At 72.4% G+C, this 19,228-nt stretch carries 14 protein-coding genes; 12 read left to right on the forward strand and 2 right to left on the reverse strand.

Going from position 1 to position 19,228, the window contains the following annotated elements; all coding sequences use genetic code 11:
- Positions 1–138 precede the first annotated feature (138 nt).
- The 5 genes from H1A17_RS05385 to H1A17_RS05405 are packed head-to-tail and all read left to right on the forward strand — an operon-like array spanning position 139 to position 7,504.
- On the forward strand, positions 139–2,595 hold the full coding sequence (locus H1A17_RS05385; RefSeq protein WP_194821221.1) for an amino acid adenylation domain-containing protein: 2,457 nt from the start codon (positions 139–141) through the stop codon (positions 2,593–2,595).
- Entirely contained in the window at positions 2,592–4,532 is a 1,941-nt protein-coding gene (locus tag H1A17_RS05390) for a B12-binding domain-containing radical SAM protein (RefSeq protein ID WP_194821222.1), read from the forward strand. Before H1A17_RS05385 ends, H1A17_RS05390 begins: the two co-directional genes overlap by 4 nt.
- Positions 4,529–5,671 (forward strand): acyl-CoA dehydrogenase family protein, encoded by a 1,143-nt coding sequence (locus tag H1A17_RS05395; RefSeq protein WP_194821223.1) that lies wholly within the window; start codon positions 4,529–4,531, stop codon positions 5,669–5,671. The genes H1A17_RS05390 and H1A17_RS05395 overlap by 4 nt, the downstream gene beginning before the upstream one ends.
- Positions 5,672–5,714: 43 nt before the next feature.
- Complete coding sequence (locus H1A17_RS05400; protein WP_145919266.1) at positions 5,715–6,494, forward strand: thioesterase II family protein; 780 nt, start codon at positions 5,715–5,717, stop codon at positions 6,492–6,494.
- On the forward strand, positions 6,491–7,504 hold the full coding sequence (locus H1A17_RS05405; protein ID WP_194821224.1) for an ornithine cyclodeaminase family protein: 1,014 nt from the start codon (positions 6,491–6,493) through the stop codon (positions 7,502–7,504). Before H1A17_RS05400 ends, H1A17_RS05405 begins: the two co-directional genes overlap by 4 nt.
- A 25-nt stretch (positions 7,505–7,529) precedes the next feature.
- Here the strand turns inward: H1A17_RS05405 and H1A17_RS05410 are convergent, their stop codons facing one another.
- On the reverse strand, positions 7,530–8,879 hold the full coding sequence (locus H1A17_RS05410; RefSeq protein ID WP_145919268.1) for an APC family permease: 1,350 nt from the start codon (positions 8,877–8,879) through the stop codon (positions 7,530–7,532).
- A 773-nt stretch (positions 8,880–9,652) separates the two neighbouring features.
- Between H1A17_RS05410 and H1A17_RS05415 the strand changes: the two genes are divergently transcribed.
- The 6 genes from H1A17_RS05415 to H1A17_RS05440 are packed head-to-tail and all read left to right on the forward strand — an operon-like array spanning position 9,653 to position 16,189.
- Positions 9,653–10,759 carry a hypothetical protein gene (locus H1A17_RS05415; RefSeq protein WP_194821225.1) on the forward strand — a complete coding sequence of 369 codons (1,107 nt, stop codon included), beginning with the start codon at positions 9,653–9,655 and terminating at the stop codon, positions 10,757–10,759.
- Positions 10,756–11,571, forward strand: coding sequence for a trans-aconitate 2-methyltransferase (locus H1A17_RS05420; RefSeq protein WP_194821226.1), 816 nt, complete (start codon positions 10,756–10,758; stop codon positions 11,569–11,571). The genes H1A17_RS05415 and H1A17_RS05420 overlap by 4 nt, the downstream gene beginning before the upstream one ends.
- Positions 11,568–12,590, forward strand: a complete 1,023-nt coding sequence (locus tag H1A17_RS05425; protein WP_145919269.1) for a Rieske 2Fe-2S domain-containing protein — start codon at positions 11,568–11,570, stop codon at positions 12,588–12,590. Before H1A17_RS05420 ends, H1A17_RS05425 begins: the two co-directional genes overlap by 4 nt.
- Positions 12,591–12,631: 41 nt before the next feature.
- Positions 12,632–13,846 (forward strand): cytochrome P450, encoded by a 1,215-nt coding sequence (locus H1A17_RS05430; protein ID WP_194821227.1) that lies wholly within the window; start codon positions 12,632–12,634, stop codon positions 13,844–13,846.
- A 46-nt stretch (positions 13,847–13,892) separates the two neighbouring features.
- Positions 13,893–14,981, forward strand: coding sequence for a polyprenyl synthetase family protein (locus H1A17_RS05435; RefSeq protein ID WP_194821228.1), 1,089 nt, complete (start codon positions 13,893–13,895; stop codon positions 14,979–14,981).
- A complete protein-coding gene (locus tag H1A17_RS05440; RefSeq protein WP_194821229.1) occupies positions 14,981–16,189 on the forward strand; it encodes a cytochrome P450 in 1,209 nt (402 codons plus the stop codon). The genes H1A17_RS05435 and H1A17_RS05440 overlap by 1 nt, the downstream gene beginning before the upstream one ends.
- A gap of 11 nt (positions 16,190–16,200) precedes the next feature.
- Here the strand turns inward: H1A17_RS05440 and H1A17_RS05445 are convergent, their stop codons facing one another.
- On the reverse strand, positions 16,201–17,406 hold the full coding sequence (locus H1A17_RS05445; protein ID WP_145919273.1) for a pyridoxal phosphate-dependent aminotransferase: 1,206 nt from the start codon (positions 17,404–17,406) through the stop codon (positions 16,201–16,203).
- A gap of 376 nt (positions 17,407–17,782) precedes the next feature.
- Between H1A17_RS05445 and H1A17_RS05450 the strand changes: the two genes are divergently transcribed.
- A complete protein-coding gene (locus H1A17_RS05450; protein WP_145919274.1) occupies positions 17,783–19,189 on the forward strand; it encodes an NAD(P)/FAD-dependent oxidoreductase in 1,407 nt (468 codons plus the stop codon).
- Positions 19,190–19,228 lie beyond the last annotated feature (39 nt).

Raw genomic sequence — 19,228 nt, forward strand, 5'->3', positions numbered from 1 at the left:
GGACGTTTCGACGCGCAATATCGGCGCGCGTGCGCCCACCGCATTCCGCTGGGTCGCTCCGCAATTGCTGGTGCCGCGTCACTATCTGCATGAACAGCCGGCACAAGGCTGCCCGCATTGTGGACACGAGGAGACGACATGACGCCACCCCCTGCCGGGCCGATGGCCGACCCGGACGCCCCGGCGGACACGGACACCCCGGCCGACACGGGCGCAGCGGCCGACGTGGACGCCCCGGCGAGAGCGCTGGACCTGGACGGCGAGCCGCAGCGGCACATCGCGGCGCTGGCCGCACGGCTCGGCGGCAGCGGGACCGACGTGCTGGTGGCGGCCGTCGGCACGCTGCTGATGCGGTACACCCGCCGCACCGGGGTCACGGTGGCGCTGCGGGAACCGGACACCGCCACGACGTCGGCCCACCCGGTGACGTTCCCGGTCGACCCACAGGACCGGTTCGGCGCGCTGGTGAAGACGATCGAGTCGACCAGACGCTCCACCGGGGCCGACGGGCCGGTCCCGGCGGGACCGCCGGGCTCCGGTGCCCCGGAACCGGTCGCGGTCGTCGCCGGTCCGGGTGGATCGGTCGGGGCCCGGGTCGTGCTGGTCCCCGCGCAGTGGCCCCGGGTGCCGGCCGGACAACTCGCCCGGCACCTGGCCACCCTCCTGCGGGAGGCTGCCGTGGAGCCGGACCGGCAGGTGGTCGACCTGCCCCTCCTCGACGCCGACGAGCTGCTGGCGGTCATCGAGGACGCCAACCGGACCGTGGTGTCCCGTCCCGACCGCAGCACCGTGGCCGAGCGGGTCCGCCGGTGGGCCGACCGCCAGCCCGACGAGCCGGCCGTCGTCGCCGGTGACCGCCGGCTGAGCTACGCCGAGTTGCTGGCCGCCGCCACCCGGGTCGCCGCCACCCTGCGGGGGTACGGGGTGGAGCGCGGCGACCTGGTGGGGCTGCTCCTGGACCGGTCGCCGGAACTGGTGACCTGCGCGCTGGGGGTGCTGCTCGCCGGCGGCGGGTACGTCGGCCTGGACCGGGACGAACCGACCGCCCGGCTGGCCACGATGCTGGCCGACGCCGACTGCCGGGTGCTGGTCACCGGACCCGGGGCGGCGCTACCCGACGACGGCGTCCCCCCGGCCACCCGGGTGGTCACCGTCGAGACGCTGCTGACGCCGCCCGCCGATCCCGGCACGTCGACCCCGGAGGCCGGGACGCCACCGGTCGCCTCCGCCGAGGACGTCTGCTACGTCACCTTCACCTCCGGGTCCACCGGCCGGCCCAAGGCGGTGCTGGTGCCGCACGACGGGGTGGCCAACCTGGTCGACTGGTACCGGGAGACCTTCGAGGTCCGCCCCGGCGACCGGATGCCGCAACTGGCCCGGCCCTCCTTCGACGGCTGGGGCCTGGAGGTGTGGCCCTGCCTCGCCAACGGCGGCACCCTGCACCTGGTGGACCGCCGACGGCTGGACTCGCCGACGGAGTTCGGCGACTGGCTGGTGGAGCGGGGCATCACGGTCTGCTTCCTGACCACCGTGCTGGCCCGGGAACTGTTCACCTACCCCTGGCCGGCCGACCGGACCCGGCTGCGGCACCTGCTGCTCGGCGGCGAGAAGCTGCACCGCTACCCGCCGGCCGGGCTGCCGTTCCGGCTCTACAACGTCTACGGCCCGACCGAGACCACGATGCTCGCCACCTGCGGGGAGATGGACCCGGCCGACCCGCACGACGTCGCCCCGCCGATCGGCCGTCCGCTGGCCAACGTCCGCGCGTACGTGCTGGACGAGCGGGAACGTCCCGTGCCGGCCGGTGCCGTGGGTGAGCTGTACCTGGGCGGCACGGGCGTGGCCCGTGGCTACCTCGGTCGGCCGGAGCTGACCGGGCAACGGTTCCGGCCCGACCCGTTCACCGGGCCGCCGGGCCGGATGTACGCCACCGGGGACCTGGTCCGCCGGCTGCCCGGCGGCGACCTGGCCTTCGTCGGGCGGGCCGACGACCAGGTCAAGGTGCGGGGCTTCCGGATCGAGCTGGGTGAGATCGAGGTGGCGCTGCGGGCGCTGCCCGAGGTCCGCGACGCCGCCGTGGTCGTCCGGCCCGGTTCGCCGCAGGACGCCACAGCCGACCGGCTGATCGGGTACGTCGTACCCGCCGATCCGACGCGACCGCCCCGGGCCGACCGGCTCCGCGAGGAGCTCGGCCGGGTCCTCCCGCCGTTCATGGTGCCGCACCTGTTCGGGTGCCTCGACGCCGTCCCGCTGACCCCGCACGGCAAGGTGGCCCGGGGGGAGCTGAGCCTGCGACCGCTGCCCGTCCCGGCGGCGGACCCGCCCGGGACCGCGCCGGCCGGCCCGGCCGGGCTCAGCCCGGTGGAGCAGCTGCTGGTCGAGCTGTGGCGGGAGACGCTCGACATCGACACGGTCGACCGCGAGGACAGCTTCTTCGACCTGGGTGGCGACTCGTTGCAGGCCATGCGGGTCGCTGCGCGGGCCCGGGAACGCGGCCTGCACTTCGGGGCCGAGGACCTTTTCGAACACGAGATCCTGCACGAGTTGGCGGACGCGCTCCAGCAGCGCGGCGGACCGGACCGGAGGACGCGGTGACCGCGAACGGTGTGACCACGACGGATGTCCCGACCCGGGCCGGGGTACGCACGGTGGCCCTGGTGGAGTTGCCGCTCTACCCGAACAGCCTGCCGCTGACGTCGGGCTACCTGCAGGCGTACGCGCAGCAGGACCCGACGGTCGCCGCCGGCTACGCGTTCCGCATCCACGCCCGGCCGGTCACCGATCCCCTCGACGAGTTGGCCGCCGACCTGCTGGCGCAGCGGGCCGACGTGTACGCGCTGAGCTGCTACCTGTGGAACATGCGCCGGATGCGGGACCTGCTCGACCGGCTGCTGGCCGAACGCCCCGACGCGCAGTACATCCTCGGTGGGCCCCAGGTGATGAACCACGCCCCGGAGTACGTGCCGCCGCACCGGGAGAACGTGCTGGTCTGCAACGGGGAGGGGGAGCGGACGTTCGCCGCCTACCTGCGGGAGTTGCTGCGGGACCGGCCCGACTTCGACGCCGTGCCCGGGGTCAGCTTCTGGCGGGACGGCGAACTGGTCACCACCGACAAGCCGCCCCGGTTCACCGACCTCAACGAGATCCCCTCGCCGTACGACGCGGGGATCTTCGACGGCGGCGAGTACACCTTCGCGGTGGTGGAGACGAACCGGGGCTGCCCGTTCCGGTGCACCTACTGCTACTGGGGCGCCGCCACCAACGACAAGGTGCACCGCTGGGACCTCGACCGGGTCCTGCGGGACCTCAGCTGGGTCAGCCGCAACGGCGTGGAGAGCATCTTCATCGCGGACGCCAACTGGGGCGCGCTGCCCCGCGACGTCGAGCTGACCCGGCACCTGGTGCGGGGCAAGCAGGAGCACGGCTACCCGCTGATGATCTCGATGCAGGCGGCGAAGAACCGGCCGGACCGGGTCACCGAGATCACCGAGATCCTGGTCGAGGGCGGGCTGCTGGCCAGCCAGCCGGTCTCGTTGCAGACCGTCAGCCCGGACACGCTGCGGATCGTGGAGCGGGCCAACATCAAGGAGTCCACGTACGTGGAACTCCAGCAGAAGCTGCACGACAAGGGGATCAGCTCGTACACCGAGCTGATCTGGCCGTTGCCCGGGGAGACGCTGGACTCCTTCCGCGACGGCATCGCCCGGCTCTGCCGCTCGGGCGCGGACGCGATCGTGACGTACCCCCAGCTGCTGCTGCACAACACCCCGATGTACCAGCGCCGCGACGAGCTGGGCGTCATCACCGTCCGGGTGGACGACGAGGTGGCCGAGGCCGACGTGGTGGTCGGCACCCGGTGGGTGACCCCGGAGGAGTTCCGTGAGGGCGCCTGGTTCTACTACGCGGTGGTGAGCCTCTACAACGGCCGGGTCGCCTTCCACCTGGCCCGGGAGCTGGACCGCACCGGCCGGTGCGGCTACCGGGACTTCCTCGCCGCCGCAGCCGCCTACTACCAGCGGCGCGTCGACAACCCGGTCTGCGCGTTCTTCGCCGAGTCGGTGGCCGGGCTGGGCAACTACGACATCAACAACATCGGCAAGGCGCTGCACCTGGTGCTGCACGAACACCGCGCCGAGATGGACGAGCTGCTCGCCGACTTCGCCGGCGAGCAGGGCTGGCTCGACGAGCCGACCCTGCGGGCGGCCTTCGAGCTGGACCTGGTCGGCCGTCCGTACGTCTACCGGGAGCCGGTGGTGGCACCCTCGGTGCCGTTGGAGCACCTGCGCATCCTCGGGCAGGGGCGCTACCACCTGGACGTGGAGCTGCCGGCCTGGGCGGCGGCCGGGTTGGCGCTGGACACCGGCGACGCCGACCCGGTACGGCTGCGGGTCGACCACGTCGGACGGCGCAAGATGCCGTACCCCCGGCACCGCAGCATCGACCACAACGCCGCGTACTGCCAGGCCATGATGAACCGGCTGCGGGACCTGCTGCCGGCCTGGACCGTACCGGCCGCCGCGGTCTCGTCGTGATCACCTCGGCGCCGCCCCGGGACATCTTCGACGACGACCACCGCGCCTACCGCGACCTGGTCCGTACCTTCATCGACAAGGAGATCCTGCCGAACTACCCGCGCTGGGAGTCCGACGGGCTGACCGACCGCGAGGTGTGGCTGCGCGCGGGCCGGCACGGGCTGCTCGGCATCGACGTCGACCCGGAGTACGGCGGCGGCGGCAACCCCGACTACCGGTTCCACGTGGTGCTCTCCGAGGAACTGGCGCGGGCCGGCGTGCACGCCCCCGCCCTGCCGTTGCACAACGAGATCGTCGGGCCGTACCTGCGGACCCTCTCCTCGGCCGAGCAGCGTCGGCGCTGGCTGCCCGGGTTCTGCGCCGGCGAGCTGATCGGGGCGATCGCCATCACCGAGCCGGAGGCCGGCAGCGACCTGGGCAACATCCGCAGCACGGCCGTCCGGCGGGGTGACCACTACCTGCTCAACGGGCAGAAGACGTTCATCTCCAACGGCCACCTCGCCGACCTGCTGCTGGTCGTGGCCCGCACCGGCGACGCCGGGCTCAGCATGCTGGTGGTGGAACGGGACATGCCGGGCTTCGAGCGGGGCCGCCGGATCGGCAAGCTCGGCATGAAGGCGCTGGACACCGTGGAGTTGTACTTCCACGACGTGCCGGTGCCGGTGGCGAACCTGCTCGGCCGGGAGGGCAGGGCCACCGGCTACCTGCTGCGCCACCTGCGTCAGGAACGCATGTGGATCGCGGTGGCCGCGCTGGCCGCAGCCGAGCGGGTGTTCGAGGAGACGCTGGGCTACACCCGGCAGCGGCAGGTCTTCGGCCAGTCCGTCGGGCGGCACCAGCACAACCGGTTCCTGCTCGCCGAACTGGCGACCGCGCTGGCCGTGGCGCGGTCGTTCACCGACCGGTGCGTCACCGAGTTCGCCGCCGGCCGGCTGACCACCGAGTCGGCGGCCATGGCGAAGTGGTGGAACACCGAACTGTGCCAGCGGGTGGTGGACCGCTGCCTGCAACTGCACGGCGGTTACGGCTTCACCACCGAGTTCCCGGTGGCGCGGGCGTTCGTCGACACCCGGGTGCAGACGATCTACGGCGGCACCACCGAGGTGATGAAGGAAATGATCGGCAACTCGCTGTGCTGACCGTCCCGTCGTCGGACCGTACCGAGCGGAAGGGATTTCCGGCATGCCCGGCCCCACCTGGTACCTGACCTACCAACCCCGCCCGGCGGCGGCGGTACGGCTGTACTGTCTGCCCTGCGCCGGTGGCGGCGCCTCGATGTTCCGCCGCTGGGCGGGCCTGCTGCCGGACTGGGTGGAGCTGCGCGCCGTGCGCCTGCCGGGCCGGCAGGGGCGGCACCGGGAACCGTCGTTCACCGACTGCCACCGGGGGGCCGAGGCGCTGGCGGACGCACTGGCCGGGCCGCTCGCCGCCGAACCACCGGGCGGGTACGCCATCTTCGGCCACAGCATGGGCGCGATGCTCGGCTACCTGCTGATCCGGCTGCGGCAGCGTGCCGGGCTGCCGCCCCCGGCGCTGTTCGCGGCGGCCTCCTGGCCGGTGGCCGGCGCCGCACCCGGGGTCATGCCCGACCCGGCGGACTCCGACGAGGACTTCTGCGCCACGCTGCGCACCCTGGGCGGCGTACCGCCGGAGATGCTCGACGATCCGCAGATGCTCCGGTTGACGCTGCCCATCCTGCGGGCCGACTTCCAGCTCTGCCGCTCCTACCGGTACCGGCCGGACGGGCCGCTGCCGTGCCCGGTGGCGGCCTTCGGCGGGATCGAGGACCGGGTCACCCCGCCCGAGGGGCTGGCCGAGTGGAAGCAGCACAGCGCCGACTTCCGGGGCCTGCGGCTCTTCGACGGCGGCCACTTCTTCTTCCAGGACCGGCCGGAGGACCTGGTGACGGCGGTGACGACGGAACTGGCGGCGGCCACGGCGACGGGCGGAACGAACCGATGATCGTGATCGACGGCGGGACGGTGCGTCGGCTGCTGCCGATGGCCGACGCGGTGGACCTGATGCGGGACACGTTCCGCCGGTACAGCGGCGGGCGGGTGGTGCAACCCGTGCGGCACATGGTGCGCAGCCCCGGCGGGGAGGTGCTCGCGGTGATGCCGGCGCACGTCGCCGCCCCCGACCCCGGCACGGCGCAGCCGCACGCCGGGTACGGGCTGAAGACCGTGCTGATCAAACCGGACAACGCCGACCGTGGTCTGCCCGTACACGTGGGTCTGGTGCTGGTCTTCGACCCGGACACCGGGCTGCCGGCGGCGCTGATCGACGCCGCCGCGCTGACCGCGATCCGTACCGCGGCGGCGTCCGCCGCGGCCACCGACGCCCTGGCCCGCCCCGACGCCACCGTGCTGGCGGTGCTCGGTGCCGGGGTGCAGGCCCGCAGCCACCTGCGGGCGATCGCTGTCGTACGCCCGGTCAAGGAGGTACGGGTCTGGAACCACCGCCCGGCGTCGGCGCACGCCCTCGCCGACTGGGCCCGCGACCAGTTGGACCTGGACGTGACGGTCGCCGGCACCGTGCCGGCGGCGGTGGCCGACGCCGACGTGATCTGCACGGTGACCGCCGCCGCCGAACCGGTGCTGCCGGCCGCGCCGGTGGCCGCCGGGACGCACATCAACGCCGTGGGCTCCTCCTTCGCCCACCGCCGGGAACTCGCCGGTGACCTGGTGGGGCGCTGCGCGGTCTTCGTGGACAGCCGCGAGTCGGCCCGAGCCGAGGCCGGTGACCTGCTGCTCGCGGCGCGGGAGGGTCACTTCCGGATCGAGGCGGTCCGGGCCGAGGTCGGTGAGGTCCTCGGCGGGGACCACCCCGGCCGGTCCAGCGCCGGGGAGATCACCCTGTTCAAGTCGCTCGGCCTGGCGGCGCAGGACGTCGTCACCGGATTCGCGGTCTACCGGCGGGCGGTGGCCGCCGGCGTCGGCCAGCGGGTGGAGCTGCGCGGGGACGGTTCGTGACGGCCCTGGACGCCCTGGGGTGCGGTCAGCCCGCCGTGCCACCGCCGCCCGGTCCGCCGGCGGTGACCGCGGGCGTCGGGGCGGCCGGCACGGTCGGGGCGGACCGGCGGCGGCGGGACCGCCCGCCGAGCAGGTATCCGGCGAAGCCGACGGCCAGCCAGGCCAGCGCGCCGAGGATTCCGGTGGGGCCGCTCGCGACCAGGAAGACCGCGCAGATGAGGAAGGCCAGCGGGATGACCACCGGGGCCAGCGGGGTCCGGAAGCCGGGGACGGTGCGCGTCCGGCGGCGCAGCACCACCAGCGCGACCAGCGGCAGCATGAAGTGCACCACGTAGAGGAAGCCGCCGATCGCCGCGGCGACCGGCACCGACACGGCCAGGGCGACCACCGCGAGCACCCCGCTGCTGAACAGCACGGCCGCCCAGGGGGTGCCGGTCCGGCCACCGACCTTGCTGAGCTGGCGGGGCAGCAGGCCGTCGCGGGCCATCGCGAAGGCGATCCGGGACATCACCACCAGCACCGCGTTGCTCGTCGCCGCCGTGGTGAAGACCGCCACCACGGCGACCAGCCGCTGCCCGGTCGGGCCCGCGAACGCCTCGGCCGCGGTGGCCAGGGGCGCGGCCGAGCGGCCCAGGGTGCCGGCCGAGACCACCCCGACCGAGACGACGGAGATCAGCAGGTACACGCCGAGCACGGCGAGCAGGGTGAACAGGATCGCCCTGGGCAGCGTCCGTTCCGGGTCCTTGATCTCCTCACCGGCCGCGGCGATCATGTCGAACCCCGCGTACGCGAGGAAGGCGAACAACGCCGCCGTCACCACGCCGCCGACGCCGTGCGGGGCGAACGGGGTGAACCGGTCCAGGTCGACGTGCGGGAGCCCGACCGCGCCGAAACCCAGCAGGGCGACCGCGGTCAGTCCCACCACGAGGCTCTGGGCCAGCCCGGCCAGGCGCATGCCGGCGACGTTGACGGCGGTGCTCGCGGCGATCACCACCAGCGCGCCGATGGGTTGCGGCAGGCCGGTCAGGCTGTGCAGGTAGCCACCGAAGCCGAGGGTGATGAAGCCGCTCATGAAGACGTAGGAACCCCAGAACCCCCAGCCCATCAGGAAGGACAGGTGCGGGCCGAGGGCGGCCCGGACGAAGGCGTAGCCCCCGCCGGCGCGCGGGAACCGGCTGGCCAGTTCGGCGTAGGGCAGCGCGATGAGCACGGCGGCGGCGAACGCGAGGACGAAGGCGAGCGGCGCGGCCGGGCCGGCCTCACCCACGGTGGTGCCGACCAGGACGAAGATCCCGCCGCCGATGGTGCCGCCGACCCCGAGGGCGACCGCTTCTCTCAGCCCGAGCTCCCGCCGAAGCTGCGCATTATCCGCCATACCATCATTCTTTATGCATAAGCGTGCAAGAGGCAAGGGAAATCACTTTACGGACGAACCCGATCTTCCACAGAGGATGGTAGCGGTGGTCGGCACGCCCATGGGGGCGTGATCGGTGACCGCGCCGCCGGTGCCGTGTCCGGGAACGGCGCGCAGGCCCGTCGACCAGCGCGGGTGTCGCCGGTCCGTGTGCGGCGAGCTGGGTCGGCGGGCTTTCCGCCCGTGGGCCGGGATCTCGTGCCGGCCGTGGCCGGGTAGGTGACCGAACCGACCGCATCCATTTTCGTCGCCCCGGAGTATCGGCGGCCGGACATATTCGACCGAGGCTGCACCGCCCTATTCCAGCCCGGCGGCGGGTGTGTCGTTTCCGGCTTTGTCGCGCATTCGACACGCTTCCGCCGGCGCGCGACGACCCTCCAGCGTGCCCCCGCCGGGGGCGGGTCGGTGTCGCCGCCGCCGACGCGGTCAGGCGCGCGGCGATCACCCGCATGCTGGGACGCGATTCGCGGAGGTGGTTCACCGTATGTGCGTGACCAGGGCAAAGGGGTGGTTTCCCGACCTGCGGTATCCGGGTTCGGGCCGGTCGCACCCGAGCTGGACCGGTGACATTGAGTGATCCGATGTTGACTTTCCGCTGAGAACAGTCTTGCCATCCTTCGTCTGCCGCTCCTAGGCTGGGCTGCGGCGTCGGGCGTATTCATCGGGCCGGTGCGGGCCCACCCTCCCCATTTCCTGAATCCCGCCTGGGTGCTTCATTCCGACGATCGGGCGCGATGGGCCCGGTCGATGTCCGGCAGGAGCAACGAGTTGAAACCGGCACAGCCAGCAATCCGATCCCGCCGGAGGCCGTGTTCATGACGTTCACCGTTCCTGATCTTTCCGTACCCTTCCCCGAGCGGCAGAACCCGCACGTGGACGAGGCCGAGGTGCACGTACGCGAGTACCTGCGGGAGTTCGGCCTGCTCCGGTCGGAGGAAGCGAAGTTCCATTACGACCGGACCAGGTTCGGGGAACTGGTCGCCCGCGCCTATCCGTTCGCTCCGCTGGAGGAACTGTGCGTCATCACCGACTGGATGGCGGTCTGGGCGATCTTCGACGACTACCTGGAGCGGATCCCCGACGCCCAGGACGACGAGCGCTTCGTCGCCCTGATCCACGAGACGGTCAGCTGGTTCCCGCTCACCCCGCCCGGGGCCGTGGCCCGGTCGGGCAACCCCATCGAGCTGGCCATCCGTGACATCTGGGACCGGCTCACCGCCCGCAGCTCGCTCACCTGGCGTCGACGCTTCGTCCGCCACCTGACCGACTATCTCGAAGGATGCCACTGGGAGTCCCACAACCGACGGCGCGGCATCGCCCCGGACCTGCCGACGTACATCCGGACCCGGCGACGGTTCGGGGGCATGCGACCGAGCATGGACCTGTCGGAGATCGGGCTGGGCATCGAACTCACCGACGACGTCCACGCCCACCCGAGGATCCAGCAACTGCTGGACAACACGGCGGACCTGGTGCTGTGGGCCAACGACGTCTTCTCCGTCGAGGCCGAGAAGCGCGAAGGCAACGTGAACAACATCGTGCTGGTGGTCCAGCGGACGCGCGGCGGGTCCATGCGGGAGGCGGCCGACGAGGTGGCCGCCATGCTCCGTGGACGGTGCGCCGACTTCGTCGCCGCCAGCAGGTCGGCGGTGGCGTTCTTCGCCTCGTCCGGCGGGTACACCGCCGAGCAGGCCCACCAGGTGTCGCGCTACATCGCGGCGATGGAGTCCTGGGTCCGCGGAAACATCGACTGGTCGCGCGGCAACGAGCGGTACCGCAGCGAGCACCTGCGTACCGGCGAGGACCAACCCAACTTCCTGGAGAGGGCCGGCCAGCCGTGACACCGGCGGATCAACTGCCCGCGACCTTCCACTGGCGCGGCGGCACCTACGACGCGGAGTACGGGCACGTCGTCAGCTCCGGCGGGAGCCTCGTCGACCTCCTCGCCCCGCGCACCGGGGAACACGTCCTCGACCTGGGGTGTGGGACGGGGACCGTCACCGCCCAGATCGCCGACCGTGGCGCGACCGTCCACGGCCTCGACAACTCCGAGTCGATGATCGCCGAGGCCCGCCGCCGGCATCCCGGCATCCGTTTCGACCTGGGCGACGCCGAGGCGCTGACGCCGGACGCGCCGTACGACGCGGTGTTCTGCAACTCGGCCCTGCACTGGATGGCGGTGCCGACCCGGGTGTTCGGCGCGGTGTCCGCGGCCCTCGCCCCGGGCGGGCGGTTCGTGGCCGAGGTGCCGGTCGTGGGCAGCCTCGCGGAACTTCGGGAACTGCTGCTGCGGGCGTGGGAGCAGGCGGGGATCCCCGGCCCGCCGACGCCGACCCGGTGGCGGCTGCGACCACCGCAGACCTACCTGACGGGCCTGGCCGAGACGGGGTTCACCGTCACCTCGGCGCAGACCTCGCGGCGCGAGCGGACCCTGGACGGCGGGATGTCTCCCAGCCGGTGGTGGTCGCGGTACGGCCCCGAGGTCTTCCACGGCCTGAGCGACTCCCAGCGCGCCCGGCTGTGCTCCACCCTGGACGACCTGGCACCCCCCGACGTCGGGTGCGGCAGCACCCTGCTGCGTTTTCGTGCCCACCGGTCGCGCGACAGCGGACCGACGGCTGCCCACGGCCCGAGGAGACCCGAAGTGCCATGATCGATGACCGTAACGTGAAGCGCGGTCCGACCCCGGCGGACGAGGCGATCGGGGCGCCGCTGCCGTATCCCGAGGGCTGGTTCTGCGTCGGCACCGCCGCGCAGCTACGCCGGACCCCGGTGGTCACCCGCCGGATCGCCGACCGCGACGTCGTCGTCCACCGCACGCGACGCGGCGTCGTGCGGGCCACCGACCCCTACTGCCCGCACCTGGGCGCCCATCTGGGGACCGCCGGGCGGGTGGCCGGGGAGGCGCTCGTCTGCGGCTTCCACGGCTTCGAGTTCGGTGCCGACGGGGCGTGCGTCCGCACCGGCTACACCGACCACACGCCGCCCGCCGCCCGCCTGGCGCAGTGGCCCGTGTGCGAGCGGGGAGGGCTGGTCTTCGTCTGGTTCTCCCCGAAGGGGCTGCCGCCGTCGTGGGAACCGCCGGACCTCAACCAGCAGGGCTTCCCGCTGACCGCCATCCGGTGCCAGGTCCTGCCCGGACACCCACAGGACGTCGTGGAGAACGCCGTCGACATCGGGCACCTCTCGGTCTTCCACAAGTTCTACGGCATCGAGATCGCCGAACCGATCAGCTTCGAGGGGCCGCACTTCCACGCCCGGTACCGCTGGAAGCAGCGGTTCCCGGTCATCGGCACCAGGAGCGTCGAGTACCAGACCAGCGTCTCGGGCCTCGGCTACATCCTGGTGAACGCCGAGGTCCCCCAGCTGGGCCTGCGCGCCCGGATGTGGGCGATGGCCACCCCGATAGCACCGTGGCGCATCGAGTTCCGCTTCGCCACCAGCATCTCCGCCGCGCGGACCCGCCAGGGCCCGGCGGTCACCGGCCCGGCGTCCGCGGCCCTGTCCCGGGCGCTCACGCGTGCGGCGCTGCTCATCGTCTCGCCCGAGGCGACCCGCGACGTGCCGATCTGGTCGACGAAGACCTACCTGGAACACCCTCGACTGGTCAAGGGCGACGGCCCGATCGGCAAGTTCCGGCACTGGGCCGGCCAGTTCTACGCCGACAACTGAAATCCAGCCGACCGGGGCACCGACCGCCACAGCAAGGAGGAATGGACGCGATGGTGAACGCCGCTCCGCCCGATCTTCTGTCACCGGAGTTCGCGAGGGACCCGTACCCGATCTACCGGACGATGCGCAACGACTTCCCGATCCACCACGACCCGAGGCTGGGCTGGATCATCAGTCGCGCCGCCGACGTGCGGGAGGCCCTGACCCACGAGGACTACTCGACCGCCACCTACGCCGCCGTCCGGGAACTCGTGGGCCGCAGCATCCTGGAGATGGACGGCGCCGAGCACGGGCGGCACCGCCGGCTGGTCTCGCCGTCTTTCCGGGGCCGGCCACTGGCCTCGTACGGCGAGGTCATCACGGAGGCGGCCGACGAGCTACTCGACGAACTCGCCGCCCGGCCGGACCCGGACCTGGTGCGGGACTACTGCGCCCTGCTCCCGATCCGGGTGATCATGGGGATCATGGACCTGCCCCGGCAGGACTACGCCATGTTCCAGGTGTGGTACCGGGCGGCTGCGGACTACGTCGGCAACTACACCCAGGACCCCGACGTCGCCGAGGCCGGACTGCGGGCCAAGCGCGAGCTGGACAAGTATCTCCAGGAGGTCATCGACCAGCGGCGGGCGGCCCCGGGCGACGACCTGATCTCGTCGATGTGCACGGCCACCATCAACGACGCGACGCTCACCGACCGCGAGATCCTGGACTTCTGCAGCCTCCTGCTCGCCGCCGGTGGCGAGACCACCGAACGGGGCCTGGCCTCCACCTTCCGGAACCTGGTGGACCACCCCGACCAGATGGACGACGTCCGGGCGGACCCCGAGCTGGCGCTGCGGGCCTTCGCGGAGTCCCTGCGCCTCAACCCGCCCACGCACATCCTGCTGCGTCGGCTGCTCACCTCGCGCGAGATATCCGGGGTCGACGTCCCTGCGGGGGCGACGATGTTCTGCCTGATCGGCGCGGCCAACCGGGACGAGGACGAGTTCGTCGACTCCGAGCGGTTCGACCTGCACCGCACCGAGATCGACGTGAACACGGCGTTCAACGCGGGAAGCAGTCACCTCTCGTTCGGCGCCGGCCGGCACTTCTGCGTCGGGGCGATGCTGGCCCGCGCGGAGGCGGCGATCGGCATCCCCGCCGTGCTGCGCCGCTTCCCCGTGATCCGCTACCGGGACGGGTTCGTGCCCGTCGAGGAGGGGATGCTCACCCGTGCCCCCCGATCCCTGCGGGTGACCCTGGACCCCGCCCGATGACGACGCCCACCTCCCGGGCGTCCGACGGGGAACGGGGGAGCAGGGGATGACCGTCACCCAGGCCACCAGGGCCGTGGACGTGGCCGCCATCGACGCCGCCCTCGGCGACTTCTTCGCCGGCCGCCGGGGCGAGGCCGAGGCGTTCGGTCCGGACTTCGCGGCGACCGTCGCCGAACTGGAGAGCTTCGTGCTGCGCGGCGGCAAGCGGATCCGGCCGGTCTTCGTCTGGCTGGGCTGGCTGGGCGCCGGCGGCGACCCGGGTGGCCCACGGGCACACGCGGTGCTGCGGGCCGGCGCGGCGTTCGAGCTGCTGCACGCCGCCGGGCTGATCCACGACGACATCATCGACGCCTCCCTGACGCGTCGCGGCCACCCCTCGGCGCACGTGGCGTTCGCCGAGCGGCACCGCGCCCGGCGCTTCTCCGGCGACCCCGCCGCGTTCGGCGTGGGCACCGCGATCGTGGTCGGGGACCTGGCCCTGATCTGGGCCGACGCGCTGGTCGGTGACTCCGGGCTGCCGGCGGACGCGCAGATCCGGGTCGCGCCGGTGTGGTCGGCGGCCCGCGCCGAGGTGATGTACGGCCAACTGCTCGACCTGATCACCCAGGCCGGCGACGACGAGGACGTCGAGTCGGCGCTGCGGGTCGACCGGTACAAGACGGCGTCGTACACGGTGCAGCGACCGTTGCAGTTCGGCGGGGCCATCGCGGACGCCGATCCCGCACTCTCCGCGGCCTACGGCTCGTACGGCGTCGACATCGGCATCGCGTTCCAGCTCCGCGACGATCTCCTCGGGGTCTTCGGCGATCCCACGGTGACGGGCAAACCGTCAGGTGACGACCTTCGTGAGGGCAAGCGGACGGTGCTGTTGGCCACCGCCCTCACCCTCGCCGACGCCCGCGACGCCGCGGCGGCGGACTACCTGCGGACGAAGATCGGCACCGACCTCACCGCCGACGAACTCGACCGGGTGCGGGCCATCCTCGTCGACGTCGGCGCGGTGGCCCGGGTCGAGGAGCAGATATCGGTGCGCGGGGAACGCGCGCTGGCGGTGCTCGCCGCCAGCGACGCCACCGACCTGGCCAAACGCCACCTCGCGGAGATGGCGGTCACGGTGTTGCAGAGGACCCGCTGATGACCGTCGGCACCGCCGCCGCGCCGGAGGTTCCCGTCTACCTGCGCCGCGCCGGCTTCACCCCGGCACCCGACCTCGGCCGGCTCCGCGACGCCGGGGTCGTCGAACGGGTCACCACCCCGTTCGGCCTGACCGCCTGGTTGCTGACCCGGCACGACGACGTGCGCACGGTGCTGGCCGACTCGGCGCGGTTCAGCAACGACCCGTCGGCCATGCCGCCGCTGCCCGGGTTGGACGACCTCACCGACGACGAACGCGCACCGCTGCGCTTCGGCAACCTGCTCGGCGTGGACCCGCCGGAGCACACCCGGCTCCGCCGGACCCTGACCGGGGAGTTCACCCTGCGGCGGATGCGTGCCCTGGAGCCCCGGGTGCGACGCATCGTCGACCGGCAACTGGCGGAGATGGCGGGCAGGGGGTCACCGGCGGATCTCGTCGCCGGGTACGCCCTGCCGGTGCCCTCCCTGGTGATCTGCGAACTGCTCGGCGTGCCGGCCGCCGACCGGGCCGACTTCAACGCGCAGACGAACCGCCTCATCGACGTCTCGGTGCCGGTCCGGGAGCGGTTGCGGGTGGGCCGCGGGCTGCGTGACTACATGTCGGATCTGGTGCGGCGCGCCCGGCGCGCCCCCGGCGACGACATGATCGGCATGCTGATCCGCGAGCACGGCCACGACCTCACCCACGCCGAACTCGCCGGCCTGGCCAACTTCCTGCTGCTCGCCGGCCACGAGACGACCGCCAACATGCTCGCCCTCGGCACCCTGGCCCTGTTGTGCCACCCGGCGCAACTCGCCCGGGTACGCGACGACCCGGCGGCGGTGACGCCGGCCGTGGAGGAGCTGCTGCGGTGGCTGAGCGTGGTGCAGGCCGGGGTGCCCCGGCTGGTCCGCGCGGACACCGAGTTCGGGGGCGTGCGTATCCCCGCCGGTGACCTGGTGCTGCTGTCGCTGCCGGCCGCGAACCGGGACCCGGCCGCCGTCGACCGCCCCGACGAGCTGGACATCGGGCGCGGCGCCGTGGGGCATCTCGCGTTCGGTCACGGCGTGCACCACTGCATCGGCGCGCCGCTGGCCCGGATGGAACTCCGGGTCGGGCTGCCCGCGCTGCTGCGTCGCTTCCCCGACCTGCGGATCGAGCCGGACGGGGTGGTGTTCCGCCCGTCGCACGTCTTCTACGGCCTCAGCAGGCTGGTCGTGAGCTGGTAGCCGGCTCCCTCCTACTGCCGGTAGGTGGACAGGAAGGTGCGGACGCGGCCGATCGCGTCGTCGAGGACGTCGGTCGGGGCCAGGAAGACCATGCGCAGGTGGTCGGGGGTGTCGATGTTGAAGCCGGTGCCGTGCGAGATCAACAGATGCTGCTGCTCCAGCAGGTCGATCACGAGCTTCTCGTCGTCGTGGATCTTGTGAACGGCCGGGTCGAGGCGGGCGAAGAGGTAGAGCGCGCCCTCCGGCTTGACGCAGTCGACGCCGGGGATCGCGACGAGCTCGCGCCAGGCGTGGTCGCGCTGTTCCAGCAGCCGCCCGCCGGGCCGGATCAGCTCGTCGATGCTCTGGTAGCCGCCGAGCGCGGTCTGGATGGCGTGCTGGGCCGGCACGTTCGGGCAGACCCGGAGGTTGGCCAGCAGTTGCAGCCCGTTCACGTAGTCCGTGTCGGTGCCGGTGAATCCGCTGGTGGCGAGCCAGCCGGAGCGGAAGCCGGCGGCCCGGTAGACCTTCGACAGGCCGCCCATGCTGACCACCGGCACGTCCGGCGCGAGCGCCGCGAGCGTGTGGTGGGTGGCGCCGTCATAGACGATCCGGTCGTAGATCTCGTCGGCGAAGATCAGCAGGCCGTGCCGGCGGGCCAGTTCGATCATGCCGAGCAGGGTCTGCTCCGAGTACACCGCGCCGGTCGGGTTGTTCGGGTTGATCACCACGAGGGCGCGGGTGCGTTCGGTGATCCGGGCGGCCAGGTGTTCCAGGTCGGGCTGCCAGCCGGCGCTCTCGTCGCAGCGGTAGTGCACGGCCTGCCCGCCGCACAGGTTCACCGCGGCGGTCCAGAGCGGGTAGTCCGGGCTGGGCACCAGCACCTCGTCGCCGGAGTCGAGCAGCGCCTGCAACACCATCATGATCAGCTCGGAGACCCCGTTGCCGAGCAGCACGTCGTCCGGTTGGACGCCGGTCACGCCGAGGTTCTGGTACCGCTGGGCGACGGCGACCCGCGCCGAGTAGATGCCCCGGGCGTCGCTGTACCCCTGCGCCTCGACGAGGTTCTGCACCACGTCGGCGACGATCGGCCCGGGCGTGGCCAGCCCCCAGGGCGCCGGGTTGCCCAGGTTCAGCTTGAGGATCCGGTGGCCGGCGGCCTCCATCTCCTGTGCCCGCCGCAGCACCGGCCCCCGGATGTCGTACCGGACACTCTTCAGCCGTTTGGCCTGCCGCATCGGACCCCCTCGACCACCTGGACACTTTGCCCCGGAAAGCACCCTAGTACGGCCGCCGGAAGGGTGGCTGCTCCGGCCCACCGCCGCAGCACGCCGACCCACGGAGAGTAGCGGTGCCCACACCGATCTTCATGTACGATCGTCTATCTCATTCGTGCGAGGATGGGGATGCTTGTGCTGCTTCGTTCGTCATCGGATTCGACCCGTGCGGCGCACGACCGTCGATACGGTACCCACGGCACACGCCTGCCGGATCCGACCATGACCGGCACCACCCCCTGATTCCGGCGGTGGCCCCGGTGGCCGCCGTGGAAACGCGCGTCGTCGTGCACCATCCCTGCGTGGCTACGGCCAGAACGGCAAGGTGGCAGAAGACATGAAGGTCCTCGTAATCGGTGGCGGCCCGGCCGGGAGCACCGCGGCAACGGCGATGGCCCAGGCCGGCCTCGACGTGCGGCTCATCGAGAGCGCCCACTTCCCGCGATACCACGTGGGTGAGTCGCTCACGCCGTCGTGCCGGGTGGTGCTGGACGTCATCGGCATGTCGAAGACGCTCGACGACCACGGCTTCGTGAAGAAGAACGGAGGCGTGATCCACTGGGACGACGACCAGTGGGCGTTCGACTGGCAGGCGCAGTCCGGGGTGCAGTCGTGGCAGGTGGACCGCAGCGAGTTCGACGCGCTGCTGCTGGAGCACGCCCGGCACAACGGGGTCGCCGTCACCACCGGTGTCACCGGCCGGTCGGTGCGGTTCGCCGACGGCCGCCCGGTCGCCGTGGAATGCGCCCCGGACGACGGCGAGCCGTTCACCATCGACGACTTCGACTTCCTGGTCGACGCCAGCGGGCGTAACGGGCTGCTCAGCACCCGGCACTTCGGCAACCGCGAGCCGCTGAACAACCTGCGCAACGTCGGCATCTGGGGCTACTGGACCGGTGCCACGCTGCTGCCCGAGACGCCGTCCGGCGGCATCAACATCATCTCCTCGCCGGAGGGCTGGTACTGGGTGATCCCGATGGCCGGCGGGCGGATGAGCATCGGCTACGTCACCACCAAGGACGCCTTCGCGCGTGACCGTCACGAGCACCCGTCGTCGGACGAGCTGTACCGGCACCTCATCGCGGCCTCGCCCACCATCGCCGGCCTGACCGCGGGGGCGGAGTTCCTCGGCGTGACGAGGGTCGAGACCGACTACTCGTACATCGCGGACCAGTTCTGCGGGCCGGGTTACGCGATCGTGGGTGACGCGGCGTGCTTCCTGGACCCGCTGCTGTCCACCGGTGTGCACCTCGCGCTCTACAGCGCGTTGACCGCCGCCGCGTGCGTCGCGTCGATGGACCGGGGCGAGGTCGGCGAGACGGAGGCCCTGCGGTTCTTCGAATTCGCCTACCGGCGCGCGTACATGCGCCTCTTCGCGCTGGTGACCATCATGTACGAGCGCTACCTGGGCAAGGACGGCTTCTTCCGCACCTCGGACCGGTTGATCGGCGACGAGCAGTCCGCGCAGCCGGACGACGACGTCTCCCCCCGGTCCTTCGCGGAGATCATCGGTGGTCTGTCCGACCTGCGGGAGGCGGCCGACTCGTCCACCCGCGTCATCACCGACCGGCTGCGGGAGGAAGCGGTGCGGGCGCAGCTGCAGGTGGTGCACGCACCCGACTCCGTCGGACCCGACTTCACCCCGGTCCGGGGCGATCCCCTCTCCGACGCGGAGTCGGCCGACTACCGCCTCGTCACCAGCCCGCAGCTCGGCCTCGAACGGGTCCGCGCGGCGCGCCGGTGAACGCGGGCCGGGGCGGGGGAGCCGGCTGCCCGGCCGCAT

It is taken from the genome of Micromonospora sp. S-DT3-3-22, assembly GCF_015354745.1.
Classification (GTDB): Bacteria; Actinomycetota; Actinomycetes; order Mycobacteriales; family Micromonosporaceae; genus Micromonospora; species Micromonospora wenchangensis.

Excerpts from the sequence above, each read along its gene's own strand:
- H1A17_RS05385 (WP_194821221.1), top strand. The coding sequence starts at position 139 with ATGACGCCACCCCCTGCCGGGCCGATGGCCGACCCGGACGCCCCGGCG.
- H1A17_RS05400 (WP_145919266.1), top strand. The coding sequence starts at position 5,715 with ATGCCCGGCCCCACCTGGTACCTGACCTACCAACCCCGCCCGGCGGCG.
- H1A17_RS05405 (WP_194821224.1), top strand. The coding sequence starts at position 6,491 with ATGATCGTGATCGACGGCGGGACGGTGCGTCGGCTGCTGCCGATGGCC.
- H1A17_RS05410 (WP_145919268.1), bottom strand. The coding sequence starts at position 8,879 with ATGGCGGATAATGCGCAGCTTCGGCGGGAGCTCGGGCTGAGAGAAGCG.
- H1A17_RS05415 (WP_194821225.1), top strand. The coding sequence starts at position 9,653 with ATGGGCCCGGTCGATGTCCGGCAGGAGCAACGAGTTGAAACCGGCACA.
- H1A17_RS05425 (WP_145919269.1), top strand. The coding sequence starts at position 11,568 with ATGATCGATGACCGTAACGTGAAGCGCGGTCCGACCCCGGCGGACGAG.
- H1A17_RS05430 (WP_194821227.1), top strand. The coding sequence starts at position 12,632 with ATGGACGCGATGGTGAACGCCGCTCCGCCCGATCTTCTGTCACCGGAG.
- H1A17_RS05435 (WP_194821228.1), top strand. The coding sequence starts at position 13,893 with ATGACCGTCACCCAGGCCACCAGGGCCGTGGACGTGGCCGCCATCGAC.
- H1A17_RS05440 (WP_194821229.1), top strand. The coding sequence starts at position 14,981 with ATGACCGTCGGCACCGCCGCCGCGCCGGAGGTTCCCGTCTACCTGCGC.
- H1A17_RS05445 (WP_145919273.1), bottom strand. The coding sequence starts at position 17,406 with ATGCGGCAGGCCAAACGGCTGAAGAGTGTCCGGTACGACATCCGGGGG.
- H1A17_RS05450 (WP_145919274.1), top strand. The coding sequence starts at position 17,783 with ATGAAGGTCCTCGTAATCGGTGGCGGCCCGGCCGGGAGCACCGCGGCA.